General features: G+C 57.8%; 22 protein-coding genes. 2 read left to right on the top strand and 20 right to left on the bottom strand.

Features of this window, described 5'->3' with window-relative positions; genetic code table 11:
- Window positions 1–28: 28 nt before the first annotated feature.
- The 20 genes from GRX76_RS02665 to rpmH form a co-directional block, all read right to left on the bottom strand.
- On the bottom strand, window positions 29–2,482 hold the full coding sequence (locus tag GRX76_RS02665) for a hypothetical protein (RefSeq protein WP_160151887.1): 2,454 nt from the start codon (window positions 2,480–2,482) through the stop codon (window positions 29–31).
- Window positions 2,482–3,003 (bottom strand): hypothetical protein, encoded by a 522-nt coding sequence (locus GRX76_RS02660; protein ID WP_201276891.1) that lies wholly within the window; start codon window positions 3,001–3,003, stop codon window positions 2,482–2,484. The genes GRX76_RS02665 and GRX76_RS02660 overlap by 1 nt, the downstream gene beginning before the upstream one ends.
- Window positions 3,004–3,458: 455 nt before the next feature.
- A complete protein-coding gene (locus GRX76_RS02655) occupies window positions 3,459–3,878 on the bottom strand; it encodes a F0F1 ATP synthase subunit epsilon (RefSeq protein ID WP_160151885.1) in 420 nt (139 codons plus the stop codon).
- A gap of 67 nt (window positions 3,879–3,945) precedes the next feature.
- Window positions 3,946–5,343 (bottom strand): F0F1 ATP synthase subunit beta, encoded by a 1,398-nt coding sequence (gene atpD / locus GRX76_RS02650; protein WP_160151884.1) that lies wholly within the window; start codon window positions 5,341–5,343, stop codon window positions 3,946–3,948.
- 38 nt (window positions 5,344–5,381) lie between these two features.
- Complete coding sequence (gene atpG / locus GRX76_RS02645) at window positions 5,382–6,242, bottom strand: F0F1 ATP synthase subunit gamma (RefSeq protein WP_160151883.1); 861 nt, start codon at window positions 6,240–6,242, stop codon at window positions 5,382–5,384.
- A gap of 71 nt (window positions 6,243–6,313) precedes the next feature.
- Window positions 6,314–7,858 carry a F0F1 ATP synthase subunit alpha gene (gene atpA / locus GRX76_RS02640; RefSeq protein ID WP_160151882.1) on the bottom strand — a complete coding sequence of 515 codons (1,545 nt, stop codon included), beginning with the start codon at window positions 7,856–7,858 and terminating at the stop codon, window positions 6,314–6,316.
- Between the two features lie 51 nt (window positions 7,859–7,909).
- Window positions 7,910–8,443 (bottom strand): F0F1 ATP synthase subunit delta, encoded by a 534-nt coding sequence (locus GRX76_RS02635; protein WP_160151881.1) that lies wholly within the window; start codon window positions 8,441–8,443, stop codon window positions 7,910–7,912.
- A gap of 11 nt (window positions 8,444–8,454) precedes the next feature.
- The gene (locus tag GRX76_RS02630) at window positions 8,455–8,925 is read right to left on the bottom strand and encodes a F0F1 ATP synthase subunit B (protein WP_160151880.1); all 471 of its coding nucleotides are present in this window, start codon (window positions 8,923–8,925) and stop codon (window positions 8,455–8,457) included.
- Between the two features lie 54 nt (window positions 8,926–8,979).
- The gene (atpE, locus tag GRX76_RS02625) at window positions 8,980–9,228 is read right to left on the bottom strand and encodes a F0F1 ATP synthase subunit C (protein WP_010131056.1); all 249 of its coding nucleotides are present in this window, start codon (window positions 9,226–9,228) and stop codon (window positions 8,980–8,982) included.
- 107 nt (window positions 9,229–9,335) lie between these two features.
- Window positions 9,336–10,277: a F0F1 ATP synthase subunit A gene (gene atpB, locus GRX76_RS02620; RefSeq protein WP_160151879.1), complete on the bottom strand. Its 942-nt coding sequence runs from the start codon at window positions 10,275–10,277 to the stop codon at window positions 9,336–9,338.
- A 114-nt stretch (window positions 10,278–10,391) separates the two neighbouring features.
- Window positions 10,392–10,874 (bottom strand): ATP synthase subunit I, encoded by a 483-nt coding sequence (locus GRX76_RS02615; RefSeq protein ID WP_236250518.1) that lies wholly within the window; start codon window positions 10,872–10,874, stop codon window positions 10,392–10,394.
- A gap of 188 nt (window positions 10,875–11,062) precedes the next feature.
- Window positions 11,063–11,971, bottom strand: a complete 909-nt coding sequence (locus GRX76_RS02610) for a ParB/RepB/Spo0J family partition protein (RefSeq protein ID WP_160151878.1) — start codon at window positions 11,969–11,971, stop codon at window positions 11,063–11,065.
- An 18-nt stretch (window positions 11,972–11,989) separates the two neighbouring features.
- Window positions 11,990–12,814: a ParA family protein gene (locus tag GRX76_RS02605; RefSeq protein WP_160151877.1), complete on the bottom strand. Its 825-nt coding sequence runs from the start codon at window positions 12,812–12,814 to the stop codon at window positions 11,990–11,992.
- A gap of 185 nt (window positions 12,815–12,999) precedes the next feature.
- Window positions 13,000–13,644: a 16S rRNA (guanine(527)-N(7))-methyltransferase RsmG gene (rsmG, locus tag GRX76_RS02600; RefSeq protein ID WP_160151876.1), complete on the bottom strand. Its 645-nt coding sequence runs from the start codon at window positions 13,642–13,644 to the stop codon at window positions 13,000–13,002.
- Between the two features lie 4 nt (window positions 13,645–13,648).
- Window positions 13,649–15,538 carry a tRNA uridine-5-carboxymethylaminomethyl(34) synthesis enzyme MnmG gene (gene mnmG / locus GRX76_RS02595; protein WP_160151875.1) on the bottom strand — a complete coding sequence of 630 codons (1,890 nt, stop codon included), beginning with the start codon at window positions 15,536–15,538 and terminating at the stop codon, window positions 13,649–13,651.
- A gap of 709 nt (window positions 15,539–16,247) precedes the next feature.
- Window positions 16,248–17,633 (bottom strand): tRNA uridine-5-carboxymethylaminomethyl(34) synthesis GTPase MnmE, encoded by a 1,386-nt coding sequence (gene mnmE / locus GRX76_RS02590; protein ID WP_160151874.1) that lies wholly within the window; start codon window positions 17,631–17,633, stop codon window positions 16,248–16,250.
- A gap of 230 nt (window positions 17,634–17,863) precedes the next feature.
- Window positions 17,864–19,537: a membrane protein insertase YidC gene (gene yidC, locus GRX76_RS02585; protein WP_160151873.1), complete on the bottom strand. Its 1,674-nt coding sequence runs from the start codon at window positions 19,535–19,537 to the stop codon at window positions 17,864–17,866.
- A 28-nt stretch (window positions 19,538–19,565) separates the two neighbouring features.
- Window positions 19,566–19,814: a membrane protein insertion efficiency factor YidD gene (gene yidD, locus GRX76_RS02580; protein ID WP_160151872.1), complete on the bottom strand. Its 249-nt coding sequence runs from the start codon at window positions 19,812–19,814 to the stop codon at window positions 19,566–19,568.
- The gene (gene rnpA / locus GRX76_RS02575) at window positions 19,811–20,311 is read right to left on the bottom strand and encodes a ribonuclease P protein component (protein ID WP_160151871.1); all 501 of its coding nucleotides are present in this window, start codon (window positions 20,309–20,311) and stop codon (window positions 19,811–19,813) included. Before rnpA ends, yidD begins: the two co-directional genes overlap by 4 nt.
- A gap of 44 nt (window positions 20,312–20,355) precedes the next feature.
- On the bottom strand, window positions 20,356–20,490 hold the full coding sequence (gene rpmH, locus GRX76_RS02570) for a 50S ribosomal protein L34 (protein WP_160151870.1): 135 nt from the start codon (window positions 20,488–20,490) through the stop codon (window positions 20,356–20,358).
- A gap of 601 nt (window positions 20,491–21,091) precedes the next feature.
- Between rpmH and dnaA the strand changes: the two genes are divergently transcribed.
- Window positions 21,092–22,813, top strand: coding sequence for a chromosomal replication initiator protein DnaA (gene dnaA, locus GRX76_RS02565; protein ID WP_160151869.1), 1,722 nt, complete (start codon window positions 21,092–21,094; stop codon window positions 22,811–22,813).
- Window positions 22,814–22,905: 92 nt separating this feature from the next.
- The gene (gene dnaN / locus GRX76_RS02560; RefSeq protein WP_160151868.1) at window positions 22,906–24,015 is read left to right on the top strand and encodes a DNA polymerase III subunit beta; all 1,110 of its coding nucleotides are present in this window, start codon (window positions 22,906–22,908) and stop codon (window positions 24,013–24,015) included.
- Window positions 24,016–24,042 lie beyond the last annotated feature (27 nt).

Here is a 24,042-nt window from a genome sequence, read left to right as displayed (position 1 = left end):
TTAACAAGAAAGGATTGGGCAGGAATAGTTAGTCGTTCAGGTGGGCACAGCGACCGAATTCGGCGCCGCCCTTAACCTCTGCAATCAGCTGCTTGGGGAAGCTGACTTCGCGATCCTGACCGTCTTTACACACAAACGCGGTGTCCATATCGATGTCGAAGGTGATAGTGGCACCTGCGAGGTTACCCATCATCTCGGAACCATTGGCGCTCAGCGACAGCGGGTTGTCCACCGGGAACTGGGACGCTTCCACCACACCCTGCTTCTTGAAGAAGTCACGGGTGTTGATCCAGCCGATGCCTTTCAGATAGATACCGCCAATAAAGCCGGTAAAGTATGAGCCGGCACGACCTACGATCATCGTGCCATCGTCATTCATGTCGGTCGGCATAACCTGAATGGGACCAAAATAGTTCTGTACGAATTCCGGCCCGTAGCTCGGATTGGAACATAGGTTTCCAAGGAAGAAGTGGTTGTAGTCCATGTCCTCACACCAGGTCAGGCCGCCAATATCTTCCAGTTCGTCGGTCGCGGTGTTCCAAAGCTTGACGCCGGTATCGGTGTCCAGCGCTACGATGCCGCCATCACCGGTCATCGCCGTGGCGTTCTTGGCACCAAACTCGCTGTAGATATCGCGGAATTCACCATTGACCCAGGCAACCTGCTTGTAGGTGCTGGACCCGGTGATCACGCTGCCATCACCGGAAACGCGATCAGCGCGCACCCACTGTACATAGCCTGGCAGGTCGTAAGGAAGCTCCTCAATGCTGCCGTGCTTGTCCCACTTCACCGGCACCATTTCACCGCCGCCATTGCGCTGGCATACGCCATCGCCATCGACATCTTTGTAGCCGAGTCCCACTATGACTTCGCCGCTGTCATCCATGTCCCACACGGCGGCGGATTGGGTGCCGTTACTACCGGATCCACCACAGGTGTTGCCGTTCAGGTCCTGCATAGGCTTCAGCTTGTTGCTGACCAGGTCCCACGTCGCCGGCTCTTTGATGCCATTGCCATCCAGGTCTGCAGTGATCGCCGCCTTGGTGGCGTTTTTGTTCATGCGACCGCCGTTGCTGCGCACATCGGTATTCGGGTGCAGGGCAAAGGATTTTTGTACCGAGTCATACACGAACGGGATACCGTTGCCCACGGTACCTAGGGCTTTCTTACCATTCTTGGCAAGATCGGTCACGAATGCCTGCACCAGTGGGGTGTACTGGATGCCATCCTGATAGCCGTTGAAGTACATATCAGTCTGCTTGGTTTCACCCGCCTGTACGGTGATCGGGGTGAAGTTGCACGCGCGGTCTTCACCAGGGTTGGCACTCTCACCGTCATTCCAGTACTCGGCCTGGGAAACAATGGCGGTCGGGGCAGTGGGGTAACCGCCAGCCTTGATGGTGTCGGTATACAGCACGTAACGTGCACCCGGCTGCAGGCCATTGATGGTGAAGGTACCGTCCGGACCGACCATACCCTGGGTCAGGTTACCGGACTGCTGGGTAATCACGTCGTACATCGGGTTGTCGATGTTCCGCGCCACCATGTTGATGCCGGAGTATTCGCTGACGCCGTCTTTCAGGTACAGCTTGCCAGTGATGGAACCGTACTCGGATTTGTAAGCATCGGTCGGATACAGGTCGGAAATATTGACGATGTCATCGCGTACGCTGATGGTCGACTGCTGACGTCCCGCTTCCCCGCGCACATTGATGAACGGGAACATGGTTTCGATGGTGTCCTCGGAAGGACGCTGCGCACCGTTGAACAAAGTCGCAGTGTCACAGCCCGGAACGCCATCGTAGTAGGGACGGTAGGCCGCCGCCATATAGCTGAAGTGACCGTTGGCCTGGGAGTGGGACATGTTCATCGCATGGCCGAATTCGTGGGTGAATACGCCGGCAACTTTTTCCCCTTCGGTATCACTGATATCCACAAACCAGCCGTTCATCAGCGCGGTGGCTTCGGTAATTTCACCGGTCTCTTCGTCGGCCCACTCGGGGAAAGCAATGCCGAGCACCTGGTCTTTCGGTACACCGAAATACTGCTCGAGAATCTGGCCATCGGTGTCGTAATTGACCCAGAAACCGTAGCCGTTTTCTTTCGCGTAAATTTCACCAACATTGGTTTCATTGACGTCGGCAATGCCGGTCTGTTCTTCGATGGTGCCCTGAATGGTCATACTCAGGGTGGAGGTTTCTACATTGGACCACTCGGCGATCGCTTTCGCGGTAACCGCATTCGCCTGTTCGATAGTCAGGAAAACATTACCGTCATAATTCACGGTAAATGCCTGTACCTGACCACCGTCTGCGGTCGGTGTCATCGGACCACCGTCGGTGTAGACCGGGATGTCACCCTTGGAAGTATCCCATTTGTAGGGCTGCATGGTCGGTTCGTGAATGTACAGCGGGCCACCGGCCTGTGCACCGGCGGAAGCGAGGGCCAACGCCATCGCGATATTGAGCTTTTTCATTTTCATTATTTGCTCTCCTCAACCAACTTGCCAACCAGGCCCACAAAAGTGGCTGCGCTCATGGAGCCAGGATTGGTAATCATGTTCTGTTCTTCGGCGGATAGGGCGGAGGTGTCCATGCCCTCGAACAGGCCGTGGTTGTTGAACCCGTTGGTGGCCTTATCGTTACTCACGATAAATTTGCCCTGCGCCATACCGGTGGTGGTCTGAAAGCCGGTCATTTCGGCTTTTTTGTACATGAAGGCCACAACCTGCTCGCCTTGGTTCCACTTGGCGAAGCCTTCCGGGGTAACGCCGAGATAAACCTTGCCGTTGCCCATGGAGCGCGGCTTGATCAAACCAAACTGGCGGAAGGTGTATTCAGTGTCGTCTTTCACTTTGCCCTTGGCATCGCTACCGACACGAATGGTCACTTCGGTAAACGGGGCACTGTTCTGGAAGCCATCGGTGACACTGACAACCTGGCCGATAAGAATGCTATCGGCTTCGGCAACCAGTTCTTCGAGGTTCTGGTTTTTGAGTTTCATAGCGTGCGCGGAGACGGAAAGCAGCGCGGCTGCCGTCAACGACGCCAATAGGGATATGCGCGAGAATAATTTCCCGAATTGCATTGGGACCTCCTGACTAGATTTATTTTTATTTCAGGTGGCGCCAGCAGGTGCTGCTGCGCCACTGGGTCATTGAATAGAACACAGTTGGTTTTGGCGCTGAGTAACACTTTGTAACAAGAACGAATTAGATGAATTTGGTCATTTACACCGGAAAGCGTCGTTGACCCAATAATGGCGGGAGCTGTGGGGCAGGGGGGGATTTTCAGACATTCCCGGGTGACAAGTTAGGGAGAAAAGTCAGCGTTGTTTTTGCGAGCACTATCGCAAAAAAATTGTGCGTCGCATCGGGTGATTTTTGCGAATTTTGAACCGTCTGAAACAAAAAAAGCAGCCGAAGCTGCTTTTTTCGATTTCCTGCAAAACTGCGGGAATTACTTACCGGCGGCCCTGCGGATCGCCTGCATGGTGCGCAGGCGGGCTTCGGCTTCGGCAAGTTGCGCGGAGATGCGGGCATAGTCGATATCCGCCGGAGCGCTGCGCAGGGCGTGTTCCGCCTCTTCGCGCGCCTTTTTGGCCGCCTCTTCGTCGATTTCGCGCTCGGCGATGTCGGCGAGGATGGTCACCATATTCGGCTGGATTTCGGCATAGCCACCGCTCAGGAACAGCACCTCTTCATCACCATTATCCTTGATGATGCGTACCGGACCCGGCTTGAGGGCGGTGAGCAGCTGCGCGTGACCGTAGGAGATACCGAGTTCCCCTTCGACGCCGCTGACAATCACCATCTTCACCAGACCGGAGAAGAGGGATTCCTCTGCGCTAACGATGTCGCAATGTACTGTCATAGCCATAAGGCTACCTCATTCTCAGCTGTTTGCCTTGTGGCACCCGTATATTTACGGGTGCCACGCGCGTGCCTTACTTCTTGTTGGCTTTCTCGACGGCTTCGTCGATGCCGCCAACCATGTAGAAGGCCTGCTCCGGCAGGTGGTCGTAGTCGCCGTTCAGAATGCCCTGGAAACCACGGATGGTTTCTTTCAGGGAAACGTATTTGCCCGGTGCACCGGTAAATACTTCAGCAACGTGGAACGGCTGAGACAGGAAGCGCTCGATCTTACGCGCACGGGCAACGATCTGCTTGTCTTCTTCAGACAGCTCGTCCATACCCAGAATCGCGATGATGTCTTTCAGCTCTTTGTAGCGCTGAAGTACGGACTGAACGCCACGCGCAGTGTCGTAGTGCTCCTGACCAATCACCAGCGGATCCAGCTGACGAGAGGTGGAGTCCAGCGGGTCAACCGCAGGGTAGATACCCTTGGAGGCGATATCACGGCTCAGTACTACGGTGGAGTCCAAGTGCGCGAAGGTGGTCGCCGGAGACGGGTCAGTCAAGTCATCCGCCGGTACGTATACCGCCTGGATGGAGGTGATGGAACCGGTCTTGGTGGAGGTAATACGCTCCTGCAGAACGCCCATCTCTTCCGCCAGAGTCGGCTGGTAACCTACCGCAGACGGCATACGGCCGAGCAGTGCGGATACTTCGGTACCGGCCAGGGTGTAACGGTAGATGTTGTCCACGAACAACAGTACGTCACGACCTTCGTCACGGAATTTCTCGGCCATGGTCAGGCCGGTCAGGGCTACGCGCAGACGGTTGCCGGGCGGCTCGTTCATCTGGCCGTAGACCATCGCTACCTTGGACTTGGAAAACTCTTCGACGTTAACAACGCCGGCTTCCTGCATCTCGTGGTAGAAGTCGTTACCTTCACGAGTACGCTCACCCACACCCGCGAACACGGACAGACCGCTGTGCTCGGTGGCGATGTTGTTGATGAGCTCCATCATGTTTACGGTTTTACCTACACCGGCACCACCGAACAGACCAACTTTACCACCCTTGGCGAACGGACATACCAGGTCGATTACCTTGATGCCAGTCTCCAGCAGGTCGGTGGAGTTTGCTTGCTCTTCGTAGGTCGGCGCAGCGCGGTGGATAGAGGAACGCTCTTTCTCACCGATAGGGCCACACTCGTCGATAGGGTTACCCAGAACGTCCATGATGCGGCCGAGGGTTTCAGTACCCACCGGTACGGATACCGGGGCGCCGGTGTTGGTTACCGCGAGACCGCGGCGAACACCTTCGGAAGAACCCATGGCGATAGCACGTACGATGCCGTCGCCCAGCTGCTGCTGCACTTCCATGGTGAGGTTCTTTTCCTCACACACGAGTGCATCGTATACATTCGGTACGGCGTCGCGCGGGAATTCCACGTCGATGACCGCGCCGATAACTTGCACAATTTGCCCGTTACTCATTTCCCGATCCTCAAATTTCAAATCTTTACTCGGCTGCCTTAAACCGCCGCAGCGCCGCCAACAATTTCAGACAGCTCTTGCGTAATTGCTGCCTGGCGGGCCTTGTTGTAAACCAGCTGCAGCGCATCGATCAGCTCACCGGCGTTATCGGTGGCGCTCTTCATCGCAATCATGCGCGCTGCCTGTTCACAGGCCTTGTTTTCAACGACTGCCTGGTACACCTGAGATTCGATGTAGCGGGTCAGCAGACCGTCGAGAAGCTCGACCGGCTCTGGCTCGTACAGGTAATCCCATTCGTGCTGCAGTTGCTCGTCTTCGTCTCTTTTCAACGGAAGCAGCTGTTCGACATGCGGCTTCTGGGTCATGGTGTTCACGAATTCGTTGGACACCAGGAAGAGACGGTCGATATCGCCACTGGCGAAACGATCGAGCATGACTTTAACGGAGCCGATCAGCTGCTTGGCCTGAGGCTGGTCGCCCAGGTCACGCACAGCCGCCACTACGTTGCCGCCGATGTTATTGAAAAAGCTGGCCGCCTTGTTGCCGACTGCACAGATGTCCACGCCAACGCCCTGGTCGTCCCAGGATTTCATGTCGCGGATGGCAGCCTTGAACACGTTGATGTTCAGGCCACCGCAGAGACCGCGGTCGGTGGATACCAGGATGTAACCCACACGCTTGGCTTCGCGCTCCTGCATGTAGGTGTGCTGGTATTCCGCCGAGGCGTTGGCAACGTGGCCGATCACCGCGCGGATGCGGCTTGCGTAAGGGCGCCCCAGTGCCATGCGATCTTGAGCTTTACGCATCTTGCTCGCCGCAACCATTTCCATGGCCGAGGTGATCTTCTGCGTGCTCTTGATGCTGGCAATTTTTGTGCGTACTTCTTTTCCGCCTGCCATAGTCAGTTACCTTTTTGCCGGAAGTTAACCTGCAGGAGCAGGTCGCGAGACTTACTCCTGCACACGGGTACTTACCAGCTACCGGTAGCGACGAACTTCTCGATCGCAGCCTTGAAGGCGTTGTCGATTTCGTCGTTGTAGTTACCGGTGCTGTTTACTTGCGCCATCAGCTCTGCGTGTTCGCTATTCATGTAAGCGAGCAGGGCGGATTCGAAGTCCAGCACTTTGTTAACTTCTACGTTGTTCAGGTAACCCTTGTCCGCGGCGTAAACGGAAACAGCCATGTCCGCGATCGACAGCGGAGAGTACTGCTTCTGCTTCATCAGCTCGGTTACGCGCTCACCGTGGTCCAGCTGGGCTTTGGTGGCTTCGTCCAGGTCGGAAGCGAACTGGGAGAAGGCCGCGAGCTCACGGTACTGGGCCAGAGCGGTACGGATACCACCGGACAGCTTCTTGATGATCTTGGTCTGGGCGGAACCACCAACTCGGGATACGGAGATACCCGGGTTGATCGCAGGACGTACACCCGCGTTGAACAGGTCGGTTTCCAGGAAGATCTGACCATCGGTAATGGAGATTACGTTGGTCGGTACGAACGCGGAAACGTCACCCGCCTGGGTTTCGATGATCGGCAGCGCGGTCAGGGAGCCGGTTTTGCCTTTCACTTCACCGTTGGTGAACTTCTCTACGTAGTCGGCGTTTACACGCGCGGCACGCTCCAGCAGACGGGAGTGCAAGTAGAAAACGTCACCCGGGTAGGCTTCACGGCCCGGAGGACGCTTCAGCAGCAGGGAGATCTGACGGTAGGCCCAAGCCTGCTTGGTCAGGTCATCGTAAATGATCAGGGCGTCTTCACCGCGGTCGCGGAAGTACTCACCCATGGTGCAGCCAACGTAGGGCGCCAGGAACTGCATCGCAGCCGGGTCGGCAGCACCAGCGGCAACCACGATGGTGTGGTCCATGGCGCCGTGCTCTTCCAGCTTGCGTACAACGTTGGCAATAGAGGACTGCTTCTGGCCTACGGCAACGTAGATACACTTAATGCCGGTGCCTTTCTGGTTGATGATCGCATCGATCGCAACCGCAGTCTTACCGATCTGACGGTCGCCAATGATCAGCTCACGCTGGCCACGGCCGATCGGGATCATGGTGTCTACCGCTTTCAGACCGGTCTGAACCGGCTGGTCAACGGACTGACGGGCGATTACGCCGGGGGCTACTTTCTCAACCGCGTCGGTCAGCTTGTTGTTCAGCGGACCTTTACCGTCAATCGGGTTACCCAGTGCGTCTACCACGCGGCCCAGCAGTTCCGGACCAACCGGAGCTTCCAGGATGCGGCCGGTGCAACGACACTTCTGGCCTTCAGCCAGAGATTTGTAGTCACCCAGGATTACAGCACCAACGGAATCGCGCTCCAGGTTCAGCGCCATACCGTAGACGCCGCCCTCGAATTCGATCATTTCACCGTACATCACGTCGGCCAGGCCGTGGATGCGGATGATACCGTCGGATACGGAAACAATGGTGCCCTCATTCTGGGCTTCGGTGCTCACATCGAGATTGTCGATGCGGCTCTTGATAATTTCACTGATCTCAGAGGGATTCAGTTGCTGCATGCTCTGTTCCTCGAACTCCCCTCCACCGCGTGCGGTAGAGGGGACGATAATTTAGGAGTTCATCGCCTCGGCGAGTTTAGCCAGTCGGCCGCGCACGGTGCCATCGATGACCGTGTCGCCGGCGCGCACAATGGCGCCGCCCAGCAGACTTTCATCAACCGCGTTGTGCAGGTGCACTTCACGGGAAAACTTCTTGCTGAGTGCCTGAGTGAGACGCTGGGTCTGTTCTGCGCTGAGCGGGCGGGCGGAGAGAACTTCCACTTCGAGAGTGGCTTCCGCTTCGGCCTTCAGGATTTCGAACAGTTCGGAAATTTCCGGCAACAGTGCCAGGCGGTGGTTTTCCGCCAGCAACTTGATGAAGTTCTGTTGTGGCTGTTCAAAGTCGCCACAGACAGACAGGAATTTTTCCGCACGCACTTCACTGGTCAGCTGTGGGTTATCCAGCAGCTCGCCAATTTTTTCGTTCTGGCTGACCGCCGCTGCGGTTGCCAACGCAACACTCCAACCGGAAAGGTTGGAGCTTTGTTGTGCGCTGGCAAATGCCGCTTTCGCGTAGGGCCGGGCCAGAGTGCTTAGTTCCGCCATGGGTTCCTCGCTTACAGCTCGGCTGCCAGTTTCTCGATCATGTCATCGTGCACTTTGGCATCGATGTTGACTGAGAGGATTTTTTCCGCGCCGGCAACAGACAGGGCAGCAACACGCGAGCGAAGTTGTTCTTTCGCACGGTTTACTTCCTGTTCGATTTCCGCCTCAGCGGCAGCTTTCAGGCGATCGCCTTCGCTACGCGCAGCCGTTTTGGCTTCTTCAACGATCTGGTTGGCGCGCTTGTTGGCGCCATCGATGATTTCAGCCGCCTGGGCTTTGGCTTCTTTCAGTTGCTCGACAGCTTTACGCTGTGCCAGCTCAAGATCTTTCTCCGCGCGCTCGGCTTCTTGCAGACCGGTAGCAATTTTCTGCTCACGCTCTTGCATAACACCCAGCAGGGCCGGCCAGACATACTTCCAGCAGAACCATACGAAGGCGAGAAAGGTGATCGACTGGCCGATCAGAGTCAGGTTGATATTCACACCGACACCTCTTGCTCTTTCAAAAATGGGTTAAAGGGCAATTGGAACGATGGATTAACCAGCCAGACCAGGAGCAACCGCGAAAATCAGGTACATAGCGATACCAACACCGATCATCGGAACGGCGTCGAGCAGACCAGCCATCAGGAACATTTTGCCCTGCAGAGCCGGAGCCTGTTCAGGCTGACGTGCAGAACCTTCCAGCAGTTTGCCACCCAGGGTGCCGAAACCGATAGCAGTACCCAGTGCGCCCAGACCGATCAGCAGTGCAGCAGCTACGTATACCAGACCTAATGCTTCCATTGTTTTCTCCAAAGTAAAGTTACGAGTTGTTGAAGTTGAAAGTGAATGAAAAAGTTAAAGTACAAACGAAAACCTGTTTCCCCGGGATATCCCGGGGAGGCACGACCTTACTGGTCGTGCGCGTGTTCATCTTCCCGGTCGTGCGCCATCGCCATGTACACAGTGGTCAACACCATGAACACGAACGCCTGCAGGGTAATTACCAGGATGTGGAAAATGGCCCAGCCCATCTGCAGCAGACCGGCGCCGATAAAGCCCAGAACGCCCACACCGAAGACGATGGCGATCAGGATAAAGATCATCTCACCGGCGTAGAGGTTTCCGAACAGACGCAGGCCGAGAGATACAGGCTTGGCGATCAGGGAAACCGCTTCCAGCAGGAAGTTGAACGGAATCAGGAAAATATCGATATACCACTTGCCGGAGTGGAAGGGGTGCAGGGTCAGCTCTTTCACAAAACCCATCAGGCCCTTTTCCCTCACGCTGAAGAAGATCATCAGCGCGAATACCGCCAGCGCCATGCCCAGGGTGGCATTCAGGTCGGTGGTGGGAACGACTTTAAAGTAAACATGATGTGGATCCGCACCGGTAATGGCGGAAGTACCGTGGGCAAACGCCAGCGGCAGCCAGTCAACCGGGATCAGGTCCATCAGGTTCATCAGGAACACCCACACGAAGATGGTCAGCGCCATCGGGGCAACCATGCTATTGCGGTGCGGGAAGGTGTCTTTAACGGTCTTGTCGATGAAGTCGACAATCACTTCGACAAAGCTCTGGAAACCAGTGGGAACACCAGCAGTTGCCTTTTTCGCGGCGCGCGCGAACAGGAAACAGAAAAGTAGGCCCAGGCCGATAGACCAACCCAGGGTATCCAGGTGGACAGCCCAAAAGCCCATATCGGCAGCTTCCTGGCTGCTGTGGGCGATGGTCCAGGTAGACTCGGACAGTACGGTACCGTCAGCACGGGTGTAACCCGCTGGCAGTTTTCCGTAGGCAAGATTCTGCAGGTGGTGCTGGATATACCCCGTCGCGGTTTGTTCGGCAGCCATAGTTCCTCAACACGTTCTAAGATAAAAAACTTTTTCGGGAACCCCATCTCTGCGCAGGGCGTCAAACCCTCAACCTTTCGGCGCAGTCACTCTTCGGGGGCTCCTGGGCCACTGCTACGTCTTTGTATGCAGTCGGGCCACGAGAATCCATTGCAAAATCATGCACAAGCTATAGCTGATAAACAGCATTGCGGGGTTCAGCGTCTTGACGCTGGCAAACACCGCCGCGAACCCCACCAGGGTCATCGCAAACTTGCCGGTTTCGGCGCGGTAGAAACTTCCCACCGCGCGCTGGCTTGCGCGCGCACCGCGGATCTTGTCGCGGTCGGGCCCAAATAACTCAAAGGCGCGCAGGCCAAAATACAGATTGGGCAGCACACACAGGAGGCTACCAAGTAGGGCGGAGAGGGCAATAATCCGCCCCAGCGTCAATTCGAGCGCCAGCGCAGCCAACACAACAACTGCCAGCTGGATCAGCGAAATCTTTACTACCGGGGGATTGCGCATAGGCGGGAACAGGCCGGCCAGATTTTGATCTCCGCCCAATTTTTGGGCGTGCGAATTATGTAGGAACAGGCGAGGCGATTCAACTGGCAAATCCCTTCAGATCCCCTGTCGTTCGCGGTCTTTTGCCGCTAAACCCACCTAAAGCAAGCGCCCACTACCAGGGGAAGTGGGCGCCATTCGAGCACCATTTTGGCGCAGCTTGGAAGGCTGCATTCTGGTGCAACATAACCGAAACGTTGCAACCGTAACGGTTTGCGGGGCTTCGGCGGCTGCCGGGATCAGTCTTCGCTGTACCCCAGGTGGGCCAGAATGCCGTCCAGCTCATCCAGACTGGTGTACTTGAGCACCAGTTTACCGGCACCCTTGTCGCTGTGATCAATGCTGACAGGCACGCCAATTTTTTCTGCCAGGCGCTCAGTGAGGCGGCGAATATTCGGGTCTACCTCGGGTTTCTTTACCTTCGGCTTACCAGCCTCCTCATGAATGCGGCGAACCAGGGCCTCGGTCTGGCGCACGGTCAGGCCGCGCTCCACCACCTGGCGGGCGGCCTGGCGCTGGTCGTCACCGCCAAGGCCCAGTAGAGCCTTGGCGTGGCCGGTTTCGATATCGCCGCGCTCGAGAAAAGTGCGCACCTCGTCGGTCAGGCTCAGCAGGCGCAACAGATTCGTTACTGCAGTGCGGGACTTGCCCACCGCCTCGGCGACCTGCTGCTGGGTGAGTTCGAACTCGTCCTGCAGACGCTTGAGAGCTATAGCCTCTTCCACCGGGTTGAGGTCTTCCCGCTGGATATTCTCGATCAGCGCCATGGCGATGGCGGCTTCGTCGGAAACGTCGCGGATCAGCGCCGGAACCTTATCCAGCGACGCCAGCTGCGCGGCACGCCAGCGGCGCTCACCAGCGATAATCTCGTATTTGTGCTCACCGATCGGGCGTACCACGATCGGCTGCATGATGCCCTGGACGCGAATGGAGTCCGCCAGCTCTTGCAGAGACTCCTGCGGAAAGTCGCGGCGCGGCTGGTAACGGCCGCGCTGCAGGAATTCGATCGGCAGCTCTTTCAGCTCCCCATCCACACGCTCGACGATATCGCCGTTGCGCTCACCGGTGGCGACGGCGATGGCCTCACTGGCGTTATTGCTGATCAGGTGGGAAAGCCCTTTCCCCAGGCCCTTGCGTTTGGCGGCCATAGCTTCTCTACCTCAGTCCTAAACCGCTTCCGCTACCGGGCGGGGTCCACTGCTATTTTGATTGGCGTTGTTCTGGTTGGCCGCGCTGTGGCGGCGGGTGATTTCGCCGGCGAGGGCGAGGTAGGCGATAGCCCCCTTGGAGTTGCGATCGTAATCCAGCGCCGGCTTGCCGAAGCTTGGGGCCTCGGCAAGACGCACGTTGCGCGGGATGCAGGTGCGGTAGAGGCGGTCGCCAAAGTATTCGGTCAACTGCTCGGATACATCCCCGGTGAGGCTGTTGCGCGGATCGTACATGGTGCGCAGTATGCCCTCGATCTTGAGGTTGGGGTTGGCCGCCCGCTGAATCTGGGTGATGGTGTCGACCAGCGCCGAGAGGCCCTCCAGCGCGTAGTACTCGCACTGCATGGGGATCAGTACACCGCCGGCCGCACACAGCGCGTTGACGGTCAGCATATTCAGGGAGGGCGGGCAGTCGATGATGATGTAATCGTAATCACCGCTGATTTCTGCCAGTGCCTGGCGCAGGCGAGACTCGCGGCCATCCATCTCCAGCAGCTCCACCTCGGCCGCCGACAGGTCGCCGTTGGCGGGCATCAGGTCAAAACCACTGTTGGTGGGGACTATGGCCTTGCGTGGCGGCAGCAGACTGGCGAGCACGTCGTAGCTGGACAGTTGCAATTCGCTTTTATCGACGCCGCTGCCCATGGTGGCATTGCCCTGGGGGTCGAGGTCAATCAGCAGCACCCGGCGCTTGTTTGCCACCAGGGAGGCCGAGAGATTCACACAGGTGGTGGTTTTACCCACGCCCCCTTTCTGATTCGCTACCGCAAAAATCTTGCTCAAGTTTCTGGTCCTGTTGTTCCCGGAATGCGCGCTCCGCACGCCCACCGGGCTCGCCGCTAGGCCGGATTCCCCGGAAAATGCGGCAGCAATTGCGCACGCGCGAACATCAGCCCGGTGCGCAGGTCTCAAAAATAATCGTTACACCAGCCGGTGTATTCTGTGTAAAAACGCCGACCGCTGGCCGGTCACTCCCCGCGACTGAGGACGATCAGGTGGCGGTCTGCATCGCAGCCCGGTACCGACAGGGTGTGCACCTGCTCGACCTTAATGCCTTTTGGCAATGCACTCAACTCATCTTCGGGAAGCTTGCCTTTCATCGCATAGAATCGGCCGTTCGGTGCAAGTAAATGCTCACTCCCAACCACCATATCCTGCAGCGATGCAAACGCCCGCGACACCACACCGGCATAGGGTTTTTCCGGCTGATAGGCCTCAACCCGCTGGTTGACGACGTTGATATTGCCCAGCTTAAGCTGGCTGGCCACCTGAAACTGGAAACGGGATTTTTTGCCGTTGCTGTCCAGCAGGCTGATGGGGCGCTCGGGGTGGATGATGGCCAGGGGAATCCCCGGCAGACCACCGCCAGAACCCACATCGATCAGCGGCGACAGGTCATCGGCAGAATTTCCGCAGAGATTCACCACGCTCAGGCTATCGACAATGTGCCGCTCGAGCATTTCCGCCGGATCGCGCACCGCAGACAGGTTGTACGCGGTATTCCAGCGGGCGAAAAGGTCGAGATAGGCCAGCAGTTTGTCCTGCTGCTCGCCAGTCAGATCAAGGGCGAGTTGCTCGGCGGCCTGCAGCAGGCGAGGGCGAAACATTTCCATCAACTCAAACCGCCTTCTTGCGGTTCAACAGGCCGCGCTTTTTCAACTGGATCAGCAGCAGGGAAACCGCCGCCGGGGTAACCCCGGGAATGCGGCCGGCGCGGGCCAGGGTATCCGGGCGCGCGTCGCTCAATTTCTGGATCACCTCGTTGGAGAGGCCGGACACCCCGGAGTAATCAAAATCCACCGGCAGCGGTGTGTCTTCATAGGCCAACAGACGCTCAATCTCGTCGCGCTGGCGGTCGATATAGCCGGCGTACTTGGCGGAGATCTCCACCTGCTCGGCAACCTGTTCGTCTGCCACGGCTTCACCCTTGAGGCCGGCGATGTCGGCGTAGCCGAGTTCCGGGCGCTTCAGCAGATCTTTCAGGCTGTACTCGCGGGCCAGCGGCTGTGGCAGTTTTTGCTCTACCGCTTTTGCGGCGTCGGTGCCGGGCTGGACCCAGGTATCGTTCAGACGTTGCTGTTCGCGGGCAATGGCTTCGCGCTTCTCGCAGAAGGCCTGCCAGCGGTGATCGTCGACCAGGCCCAGTTCGCGGCCTTTTTCCGTCAGGCGCAGGTCGGCGTTGTCTTCCCGCAGTAACAGGCGGTATTCCGCACGGCTGGTAAACATGCGGTAGGGCTCTTTGGTACCACTGGTGATCAGGTCGTCCACCAGCACGCCCAGGTAGGCCTCGTCGCGGCGCGGGGCCCAGGCCTCTCTTTCCTGGGCTTGCAACGCGGCGTTGGCGCCCGCCAGCAGGCCCTGGGCCGCCGCTTCCTCGTAGCCGGTGGTGCCGTTGATCTGGCCGGCAAAGAAGAGGCCAGCGATAAACTTGGTTTCCAGCGACGGCAGCAGATCGCGCGGGTCGAAAAAGTCGTACTCGATCGCATAGCCCGGGCGCGTGATATGCGCGTTTTCAAAGCCCTTGATCGAGCGCACCAGATTCATCTGCACATCAAACGGCAGGCTGGTGGAGATGCCGTTGGGGTAGAGCTCGTTGGTGGTCAGCCCCTCCGGCTCGATAAAGATCTGGTGGCTGTCCTTGTCCGCGAAACGGTGCACCTTGTCTTCGATGGACGGGCAGTAGCGCGGTCCGATTCCCTCGATCACCCCGGAGTACATGGGTGAGCGGTCGAGGCCGCCGCGGATGATGTCGTGGGTGCCGGTATTGGTGTGGGTGATCCAGCAGCACACCTGGCGCGGGTGTTGGGCGCGGGAGCCGAGATAGGACATCACCGGTAGGGGCTCATCACCCCACTGCTCCTCCAGGCCGGAAAAGTCGACCGAGCGGGCGTCGATGCGGGGCGGGGTACCGGTTTTCAGGCGCTCCACCCGAAACGGTAGTGCGCGCAGTCGCTGCGCCAGGGCGATGGATGGGGGATCGCCCGCACGGCCACCGGCGTGGTTGTCGAGGCCGATATGAATGCGACCACCGAGGAAAGTGCCCGCGGTGATCACTACAGTCTTGCCCAGGAAGCGCAGCCCGGCATTGGTAACCACACCAACCACCCGGTCATTTTCAACAATCAGGTCGTCCGCGGCCTGCTGGAAGATGTCCAGGTTGGGCTGGTTCTCGAGAATGTTGCGGATCGCCGCTTTGTACAGTGCGCGGTCGGCCTGGGCGCGGGTGGCGCGTACCGCCGGGCCCTTGCGTGCATTCAGCACCCGGAACTGTATCCCGCCGAGATCGGTGGCGGTGGCCATGGCGCCGCCGAGGGCGTCGACTTCCTTCACCAGGTGACTTTTGCCGATGCCGCCGATGGCCGGGTTGCAGGACATCTGCCCCAGAGTTTCGATGTTGTGGGTCAACAGCAGGGTGCGACTCCCCATGCGCGCGGCTGCCAGGCACGCCTCAGTGCCGGCATGACCGCCGCCAATGACAATGACGTCGTACTGTGTGGGGTAATCCATAAGGTTGTCGCTCTAGCGAATGTGCTGCAGGGCAGAGACTTAACGGCATTTGCTGGCCAGTGGTTGTTCAGATAACCGCTGGATGTGAAATTTCGGCCGCACATTATAGGCACCTTGGGCTGTGCAAAAAAGCGGCACGAGGAATTTTAATTTCAGGCCAATTAACTTACTGATAAATAAAGTTATACATACCTATGTATATGGTTTTTTTATATTAGTTATAGTTATTAGTGAGCCGGAATTCGGTGGTTAAGTGATAAAAATCGTTATGAATCAATGGTTTACAGTAATGATAACTGGGTCTTAAACCCCTGCGTTCAGGCAGGGGTAAGCCCTGTACGCGGCTGTGGACGAGCGGGATAACTTTTGCCGTTTGTGCCGGGCCTGCCGGTTGTCCCACTTTTCTCCCGGTCTTTCACTTCCGTTTTTCCCTGTTTTGTCCACATCGCCTGTGGGTCAACGCCAATGACCGGCCCTTTTCAGCAGATCTGTGAATAAATCTGTGGGTTTCCGGGATAAGTATCTGTGATTGGAAAGTGGATACGGGGTCCATCTGGATAACCCTGTGGATTGCTGTGAGCAACTCCTGTGTTCTGCATGGGGGTTAGCTGTGTCCGGGGTGTGTTTGGAATCGAGCGGCCGGGAGGAGTTTTTGGCTAAAGGTGGGGAGGGTGGCATTCCCGGACTCTGACCGCCCGGGATTGCGGGGTTATTTTCCGATACAGAAGCTGCCGAATATCTTGCCCAGCAGTTCATCGGCGGTGATTTCGCCGGTAATTTCTCCCAGGGCCTGCTGGGCCTGGCGTAGATCCTCGGCCAACAGCTCTCCGGCGCCGCTGCTGTGCAGCTGAGCGCGGCCCTCTTCGATAAAGGCGCGGGCGCGGGCAAGGGCATCCAGGTGGCGCCGCCGGGCACTGAAGCTGCCCTCGTTACCGGCGTGGTATCCCATGCACTGTTTCAGGTGTTGCTTGAGCTGGTCGATGCCGGCACCCGTAGCGGCGCTGATGGCGGTAATCGGTACGCCATCGCTGTGGGCCAGAAGTCCGGGACTGTATTCGGTGAGGTCGATTTTGTTCACCACCAGGGTGAGCTTTTCCGGGGCTGGCAGCTGGCGGGTAAATTCGGGCCAGGCCTGGTCCGGATCCAGACTGGTCAGCTCGCGGGCGTCCACCACCAGCAGCACCCGATCCGCGTGGCGGATTTCCTCCCAGGCGCGCTCGATGCCAATACGCTCTACCTGATCCGGTGCATCCCTTAGACCCGCGGTATCGGCAATGTGCAGCGGCATGCCGTCGATATGAATGTGTTCCCGCAGTACATCCCGGGTGGTGCCGGCAATATCGGTCACGATGGCGGTGTCTTTTCCCGCCAGGGCATTCAGCAGACTGGACTTGCCCGCGTTGGGTTTTCCGGCAATTGCCACCTGCATACCCTCGCGCATGATCGCCCCTTGGCGCGCCTGGGCCTCAACCGCGTCCAGTTGGGCGAGGAGTGCGTCTATATCGGCGCTTACCTTGCCATCGGCGAGAAAATCGATTTCTTCTTCCGGAAAATCGATCGATGCTTCGACGTAGATGCGTAAATGGGTAAGCTGAACGGATAAGCCTTCGATTTTTTCGGAGAATGCGCCCTGCAAGGAGCGCAAGGCATTCTGCGCTGCCTGGGCGCTACCGGCGTCAATCAGGTCCGCAATCGCTTCTGCTTGGGCCAAATCCAGCTTGTCATTGAGAAAAGCGCGCTCCGAAAACTCTCCGGGCCGCGCCTGCCGCGCGCCCATCTGCAGAAGCGCGGAAAGAAGCGTGTCTAGAATGACCGGCCCACCATGTCCCTGAAGTTCCACCACATCTTCGCCGGTAAAAGAGTTGGGACCGGGGAAGAACAGCGCCAGCCCCTGGTCCAGTAACTGGTCTTTGTGGGTGAAGTCGCAGTAGTGGGCGAAACGTGGCTTGAAGACTTTGCCGCTCAGTTGCTCCCCGATTTGCCGCGCCTGTGGCCCTGACAGTCGGATCACACCGATTCCGCCGCGACCGGGCGGGGTTGCGACGGCGGCGATGGTGTCTTTGGCGAGGCTTTCACCGGGGTTTTGCTGGGACATGTTTAGAGTTTATCCAAAAGTCAGATACAGGAAGGGCCGCTAAGTGCGGCCCTTTGAGTGTCGTAAATATAAAGCGCAGAGCCTGGATGTGAAGGGAGAGTGGCGGGGATCCTTTTTCGAAAGCGTCGGCGACAGGGACGTCGCCGACGCAGCGTACAGGGATGTATTCACAGCGGTTTCGAAAAAGGATACCCGGTACTTTCCCGCCACCGGGGTATCGGGGCCTTGTGTTACTTGCTAGCCCCCGCCGCCTCCACCTGTTTGTTGATAAACCAGGTCTGGGCGATGGAGATCAGGTTGTTCGCAATCCAGTACAGAACCAGGCCCGCCGGGAACCACAGGAAGAAGAAGGTCATCATCACTGGCATCAGCTGCATGATCTTGGCCTGGGTGGGATCCGTGGGCTGCGGTTGCAGCTTCTGCATCAGCCACATGGTCAGGCCCATGATAACCGGCAGAATGAAGTAGGGGTCTTTTACCGACAGATCGTGAATCCAGCCGATCCAGGGCGCGTGGCGCAGCTCGACGGTTTCCATCAGCATCCAGTAGAGACCGATAAACACCGGCATCTGCAGCAGGATCGGCAGACAGCCTCCCACCGGGTTGATCTTCTCCCGGCGGTACAGCTTCATGGTCTCTTCCGCCAGTTTCTGGCGGTTGTCCTTGTACTGCTCCTGCAGCTTTTTCATCTGCGGCGCAAATTTGCGCATGCGCGCCATGGAGCGCAGGCCGGCGGCAGAGAGCGGGAACAGCAGTGCCTTGATGAACACGGTCAGCAGGATGATTGACCAGCCCCAGTTGTCCACGATGTGGTCGTGAATCCAGTTCAGGACCCGGAACATGGGTTTCGCCAGCCACCACAACCAACCGTAATCCACGGTCAGATCCAGGTAGGGCGAAGTTTTCTCCAGAGTGAAAACGTCTTTCGGACCTACATAAAAGAGTGCGTCGACAGTGCCTTGCTGGCCGGGCTCAATACGCTGCTGCGGGCTGGTAAAGCCCATGCTGTAAAGTCCGTTGCCGATCGGTTGCAGGTTGAAGGTATTTCGCTCTTCCTGGTTGGGAATCCAGGCACTCAGGAAATAGTGCTGCACCATGGCTACCCAACCGCCCTGAATGGTTTCGGTGGTCGGCTTTTTGGCGATGTCTTCAAAATCCTGCTTGAAGTAGTTTTCTTCGCTGGTATGCAGGGCCGCACCAAGGAAGGGGGATACGCCGATACCCACGTCCACCGGTGGTTCCAGGCTGTCGCGTACTATCTCGCCACAGATGCCGGCGAGCAGCGGTTTGCTGCGGCCGTTGTCGACCAGGTAGGAGACTTTTACCAGGTAGTCGCCGCGGGTAAAGGTGAAGCGCTTGGTAAAACCGATACCGCCTTGCTGCTGCTTGAGGTCGACGGTCAGGGTGTCCTTGCCTTCCTGCAGGGCGTATTCACTGGCATCGCTGGTGAATACCGGGCGTCCGGCAGAGCAATTGCCCTTGCCGCCCACCAGGCCGCTTTTGGCGACATAGGTGTGGCTGCGGGTTTGGTTGAGCAGGATCAGCGGGCGATCCGGTGTATTCAGCTTCTCGTAAAACTTGCGCAGGGCGACCTTGACGATATCACCGCCGTTGGGGTCGATCAGCAGGGTCAGGGTGTCGGTGTTTACCGTGATCAGCTGCGGTTGGCTGCTGCTGGCGCCAACTTCCGGAATGGCTCCCTCTTCGGGCAGCTCGCTGCTGCCGGCATTGCCTGGTTGTGCCTGGCTGCTGGGCAGGGTTTCGGTGTCACTGGCCTGGTGGTGGACCACGGTTTTCTGATCCAGGGTGGGGGCATGCTCTTCTTTGAAAGCATTCCACTGGTATATCAGTGCCAGGAGGACTGCGGCGATGCCGCCGACCAGCGTGTAGCGTTGCCAATCCATTATGTCGATAGCCTTATTGCGGCGGCGGTCAGTCGGCCGCCGGAGGTTTATTGGTGGGTTGCGGGCCGGGAGGGACGTGATCCAGGCCGCCTGGATGCCAAGGGTGGCATTTTATAAGGCGGCGCACCGTTAAATAACCCCCTTTGCAGAATCCGTGGGTTTTTAATGCTTCTTCAGCATAACGGGAGCAGGTGGGGTAGAAGCGGCACTGATTGCCGACCCAGGGGCTGGCAATCAGGCGGTACAGATGAATCAGCCGGATAGCCAACCAGGTCACTGCTGGTCCCCGCTCGTCGAAGTGTTCGGCGGCTGGGGTTGGGCGCTGGTCCTGGACTTGCCGCCGCGCCTTGGCTTGCGCCCCTGATTCGCCCGGGGTTTGTTGTTCTGGCCGTTATCCGGTTGCGGATTACGGGCCCGTTGATCCAGTTTACGCCAAAGCTTGTTGAACACCTTGGCCAGTGCGGCGCTGTCGAGCTCACCAGCGCCGGCGCGTGCGAGTACCACGGCGTCCAGTGCAAAAAGCTGGTGCTGTTGCAGGCGAAAGGTTTCGCGGGCAATGCGCTTGATCAGATTGCGGTCGCAGGCGTTGCGAACGTGTTTTTTGGCGATGACCAGACCGAGTCTCGGGTGACCGAGATCGTTGGGGCGGGCGAGGATCAGAAATTGAGGTTGTGCCGCGCGGACCGGGGCACTATCAAATACGGCGCGATACTGCGCCGCATTGAGCAGCCGCAGCGGCTTGGCGAATGCGAAGTCGCTGCGTGGGCACTGCATAGTGATTCAGAGCGTTGTAAAAGGTTGCTCGCTAAGCGGCAAACTTATGCGCACAGAACCTTACGGCCTTTGGCACGACGACGGGCAAGTACCTTGCGTCCGCCTTTGGTGGCCATGCGAGCACGGAAACCGTGGGTGCGCTTACGCTTCAAGTTGCTGGGCTGAAATGTACGTTTCATGGTGTTACTACCTGGAGTTATGTCCCGGAGTTATGTCCTGGAAGTTTACGAATCTGGGCCGCTTGCGGCTCTAGCCCGTAAATGCGGCACGCCTCTCCGGAATCCCTGGGGAAAGCCTTGGAGGCACTCCTTCGAAGCGGGCTATGCGCAGCGAAGGCGGCGGATTGTATAGAAACAAACCAATCAAATCAACGGAAATGCCCGATTAAGCACAGAGAAATGCCCGCGCTGTTCCCGCGGACATTGCCCCTTCTATATATAAGGTGTAGCCGGTGGTATCGGGCGTCAATCAGGTGCGAAAGGTGTAAGCCCTTGTATTGCTTCGGGTATTCCTTGCGGTGCACCGGTTTACCCCAAGGTATCCACAATTATCTGTGGATAACTTTTGCAGGGCTGGATCACTGGTCGCACGAAAATTATTCAAGTGTTTGATATTACAGGGCTTTCCCAGCGGGCGTGATCGGTAAAAGTCGTATTATTTGTGGATAACCCGGGGTGCAACCGATATACTGTCGGCCTTCTTTGAGGTGCTGCCCGGCGTTTTGGGATATGCCTGTTTTTTTGGCTTTTTCGCACCTCGATCCGTCTTTTAGGGGGTTCCTTGTCTGATTCCGTTTGGAAGCAGTGTGCTGCCTGTTTGCAGGACGAACTGTCACCGCAGCAGTTCAATACCTGGATTCGGCCACTGCGCGTCAGTGACGACAGTTCCGAGGGGGAGCTGCGCTTGGTGGCGCCAAATCGTTTTATCATCAATTGGGTAAGCGATAAGTTTCTCGATCGTATTCGTGAACTGGCGCAACAGTTTTCTGGTCGCTCCCTGCTGGTCGAAGTGGTAGCGATGGATCGTCGCACCTCGCGTTTTCGCCGTAACCTTTCCGGTATGGGCGCTGGCCCAGAAGGGCATTACGACTCCCGTGTCTCTGCCCGTCAAGGCAACGATTATGGTAGCTCGCCCTCCGCGGGCAGTTTTTCTGCACCGGCACCCTCGCAGAGTGCCCCGGTACCCAGTTATCAATCCAGCTTTCAATATGGGGCTCCGCAAGGGCAGGGTAATGCCGGCGGTTACAGTGATAATGGGGTGGGGCGGTCCGTGTCGAGTGGACGAGGCGGATCTGTATCGCCGCTCTCGTCACCTGTTTCTTCCGAAGTACATAACAATCTCGCGGCGGAAGAAGCCGGTGTCGATTCATTGACCGCGGCCGAGCGGCTGCCGGCGGATCTGCATTCCGGTAGCCAGGTGATTGCCGCGCCGGTGAATAATTCCGGCCAGCGCAAGGTGGAAGTTGAGGGGGCGATCAAGCACGGCAGCTCTTTGAACCGCGGTTTTACCTTTGCTTCGTTTGTGGAAGGTAAGTCGAACCAACTGGGCCTGGCGGCGGCACAGCAGATTGCTGATAACCCCGGTGGTGCCTATAACCCGCTGTTTATTTACGGCGGTGTGGGCCTGGGCAAGACCCACTTGATGCACGCTGTTGGTAATGCGCTGGTCGACCGCAACCCCAATGCCAAAGTGGTTTACCTGCATTCCGAGCGCTTTGTGGCGGATATGGTGAAGGCGCTTCAGCTCAATGCAATCAGCGACTTCAAGCGCTATTACCGTTCGGTGGATGCGCTGCTGATCGATGACATCCAGTTTTTTGCCGGCAAGGAGCGCTCCCAGGAGGAGTTCTTCCACACCTTCAACGCCTTGTTGGAGGGCGGGCAGCAGATCATTCTTACCTGTGATCGCTACCCCAAAGAGATTGATGGCCTGGAAGAGCGCCTCAAGTCCCGCTTCGGCTGGGGTTTGACGGTGGCGGTCGAGCCACCAGAGCTGGAAACCCGTGTAGCTATCCTGATGAAGAAGGCCGAGCAGGTCGGGGTAGACCTGCCTCACGACTCTGCGTTCTTTATTGCCCAGCGTATTCGCTCCAATGTGCGGGAGCTCGAGGGGGCGCTGCGCCGGGTGATCGCCAACGCCCAGTTCACCGGTCGCGCCATTGACGATATTCTGGTGCGCGAGGCGCTGAAAGACCTGTTGGCTCTGCAGGACCGGTTGGTCAGTGTGGACAACATCCAGCGCGTAGTGGCGGAGTATTACAAGATAAAAGTGGCCGACCTGTTATCCAAGCGGCGCAGTCGGTCTGTGGCGCGCCCACGGCAAGTGGCGATGTCTCTTGCAAAAGAGTTGACCAACCACAGCTTGCCGGAGATCGGTGATGCTTTCGGCGGCCGGGATCATACGACCGTGTTGCACGCCTGCCGCAAAATCAAGGAATTGCAGGAGTCCGACGGGGATATTCGTGAAGATGTGCGGCTGTTGACGCGCTCCCTGACAACCTGACGTTTATTGACGGATGAACTTGCCGGTGTAGCCATGGTTTTGAGTGGCTCACCGTTGAAAACAACGACTAGACCAATATCAAGGCAATAATTATGAAATTTAGCGTAAGCCGTGATGCCCTTTTGAAGCCGCTGCAACTGGTCGCTGGTGTGGTGGAAAAGCGCCAGACCCTGCCGGTGCTGGCCAATGTTCTCCTGCAGCTGCAAGGACAGGAGCTTTCGCTCACCGGCACCGACCTGGAGGTGGAGATCGTCGGCCGCCTGCAGCTGGACCAGCCGGCAGAAATGGAAGGCGAGGTCACGGTTCCGGCGCGCAAATTGCTGGATATCTGTCGCTCTTTGCCGGACGGCGCCGAGCTGAAGTTCGAGCGCGATGGTGAGCGCCTGGTTTTGCGCAGTGGTCGCAGCCGTTTCCAGCTTTCCACCCTGCCAGCCAGCGATTTCCCGAACCAGGAAGAGACTACCGCACAAAGCCGTTTCAATATCTCCCAGCGCGAGATCCGTCGCCTGATTGAGGCTACCGGTTTTGCCATGGCACAGCAGGACGTACGCTATTACCTGAATGGTTTGCTGCTGGAATGTCGTCCGCAACAGTTGCGTGCGGTCGCCACTGACGGCCACCGCCTTGCGCTTTGCGATCGCGAAGCGCCCGGGTTGAATGTTGAGTCTCCCATTCAGGCAATCGTGCCGCGCAAAGGGGTTCTGGAGCTGGCGCGCCTGCTGGAAGACAGCGATACCCCTGCAGAAGTGGTGCTGGGTAATAACCATATTCGCGTAAACAGCGGTCCTTTCACCTTCACCTCCAAGCTGGTCGACGGTAAGTTCCCGGATTACGAGCGTGTTCTGCCCCGCGGCACTGGTAATGAGGTATTTGCAGATCGGCTGGCTCTGCGTCAGGCGTTCCAGCGTGCAGCGATCCTTTCCAATGAAAAATACCGCGGTGTGCGTTTGCAGTTGTCCGAAGGGCTGCTGCAGATAGTGGCAAACAACCCGGAGCAGGAAGAGGCTGAAGAGCAGTTGATGGTGGATTACCACGGCGATGCGCTGGAGATCGGCTTTAACGTGGGTTACCTGCTGGATGTCACGGCAGCGATTCACAGCGATCAGATTCGTATCGGTCTTGGTGATGCCAACAGCAGTGCGCTGCTGCAGCAGCCGGAACAGGGCGATGCGGTTTACGTCATCATGCCCATGCGCCTTTGATTTTCCTGTTCGGTTGGTGCTTCTGAT

Source organism: Microbulbifer sp. ALW1 (genome assembly GCF_009903625.1).
Lineage (GTDB): Bacteria > Pseudomonadota > Gammaproteobacteria > Pseudomonadales > Cellvibrionaceae > Microbulbifer.
The sequence above is the reverse complement of the archived record's forward strand: the minus strand, read 5'-3'. Positions and strand labels throughout refer to the sequence as shown.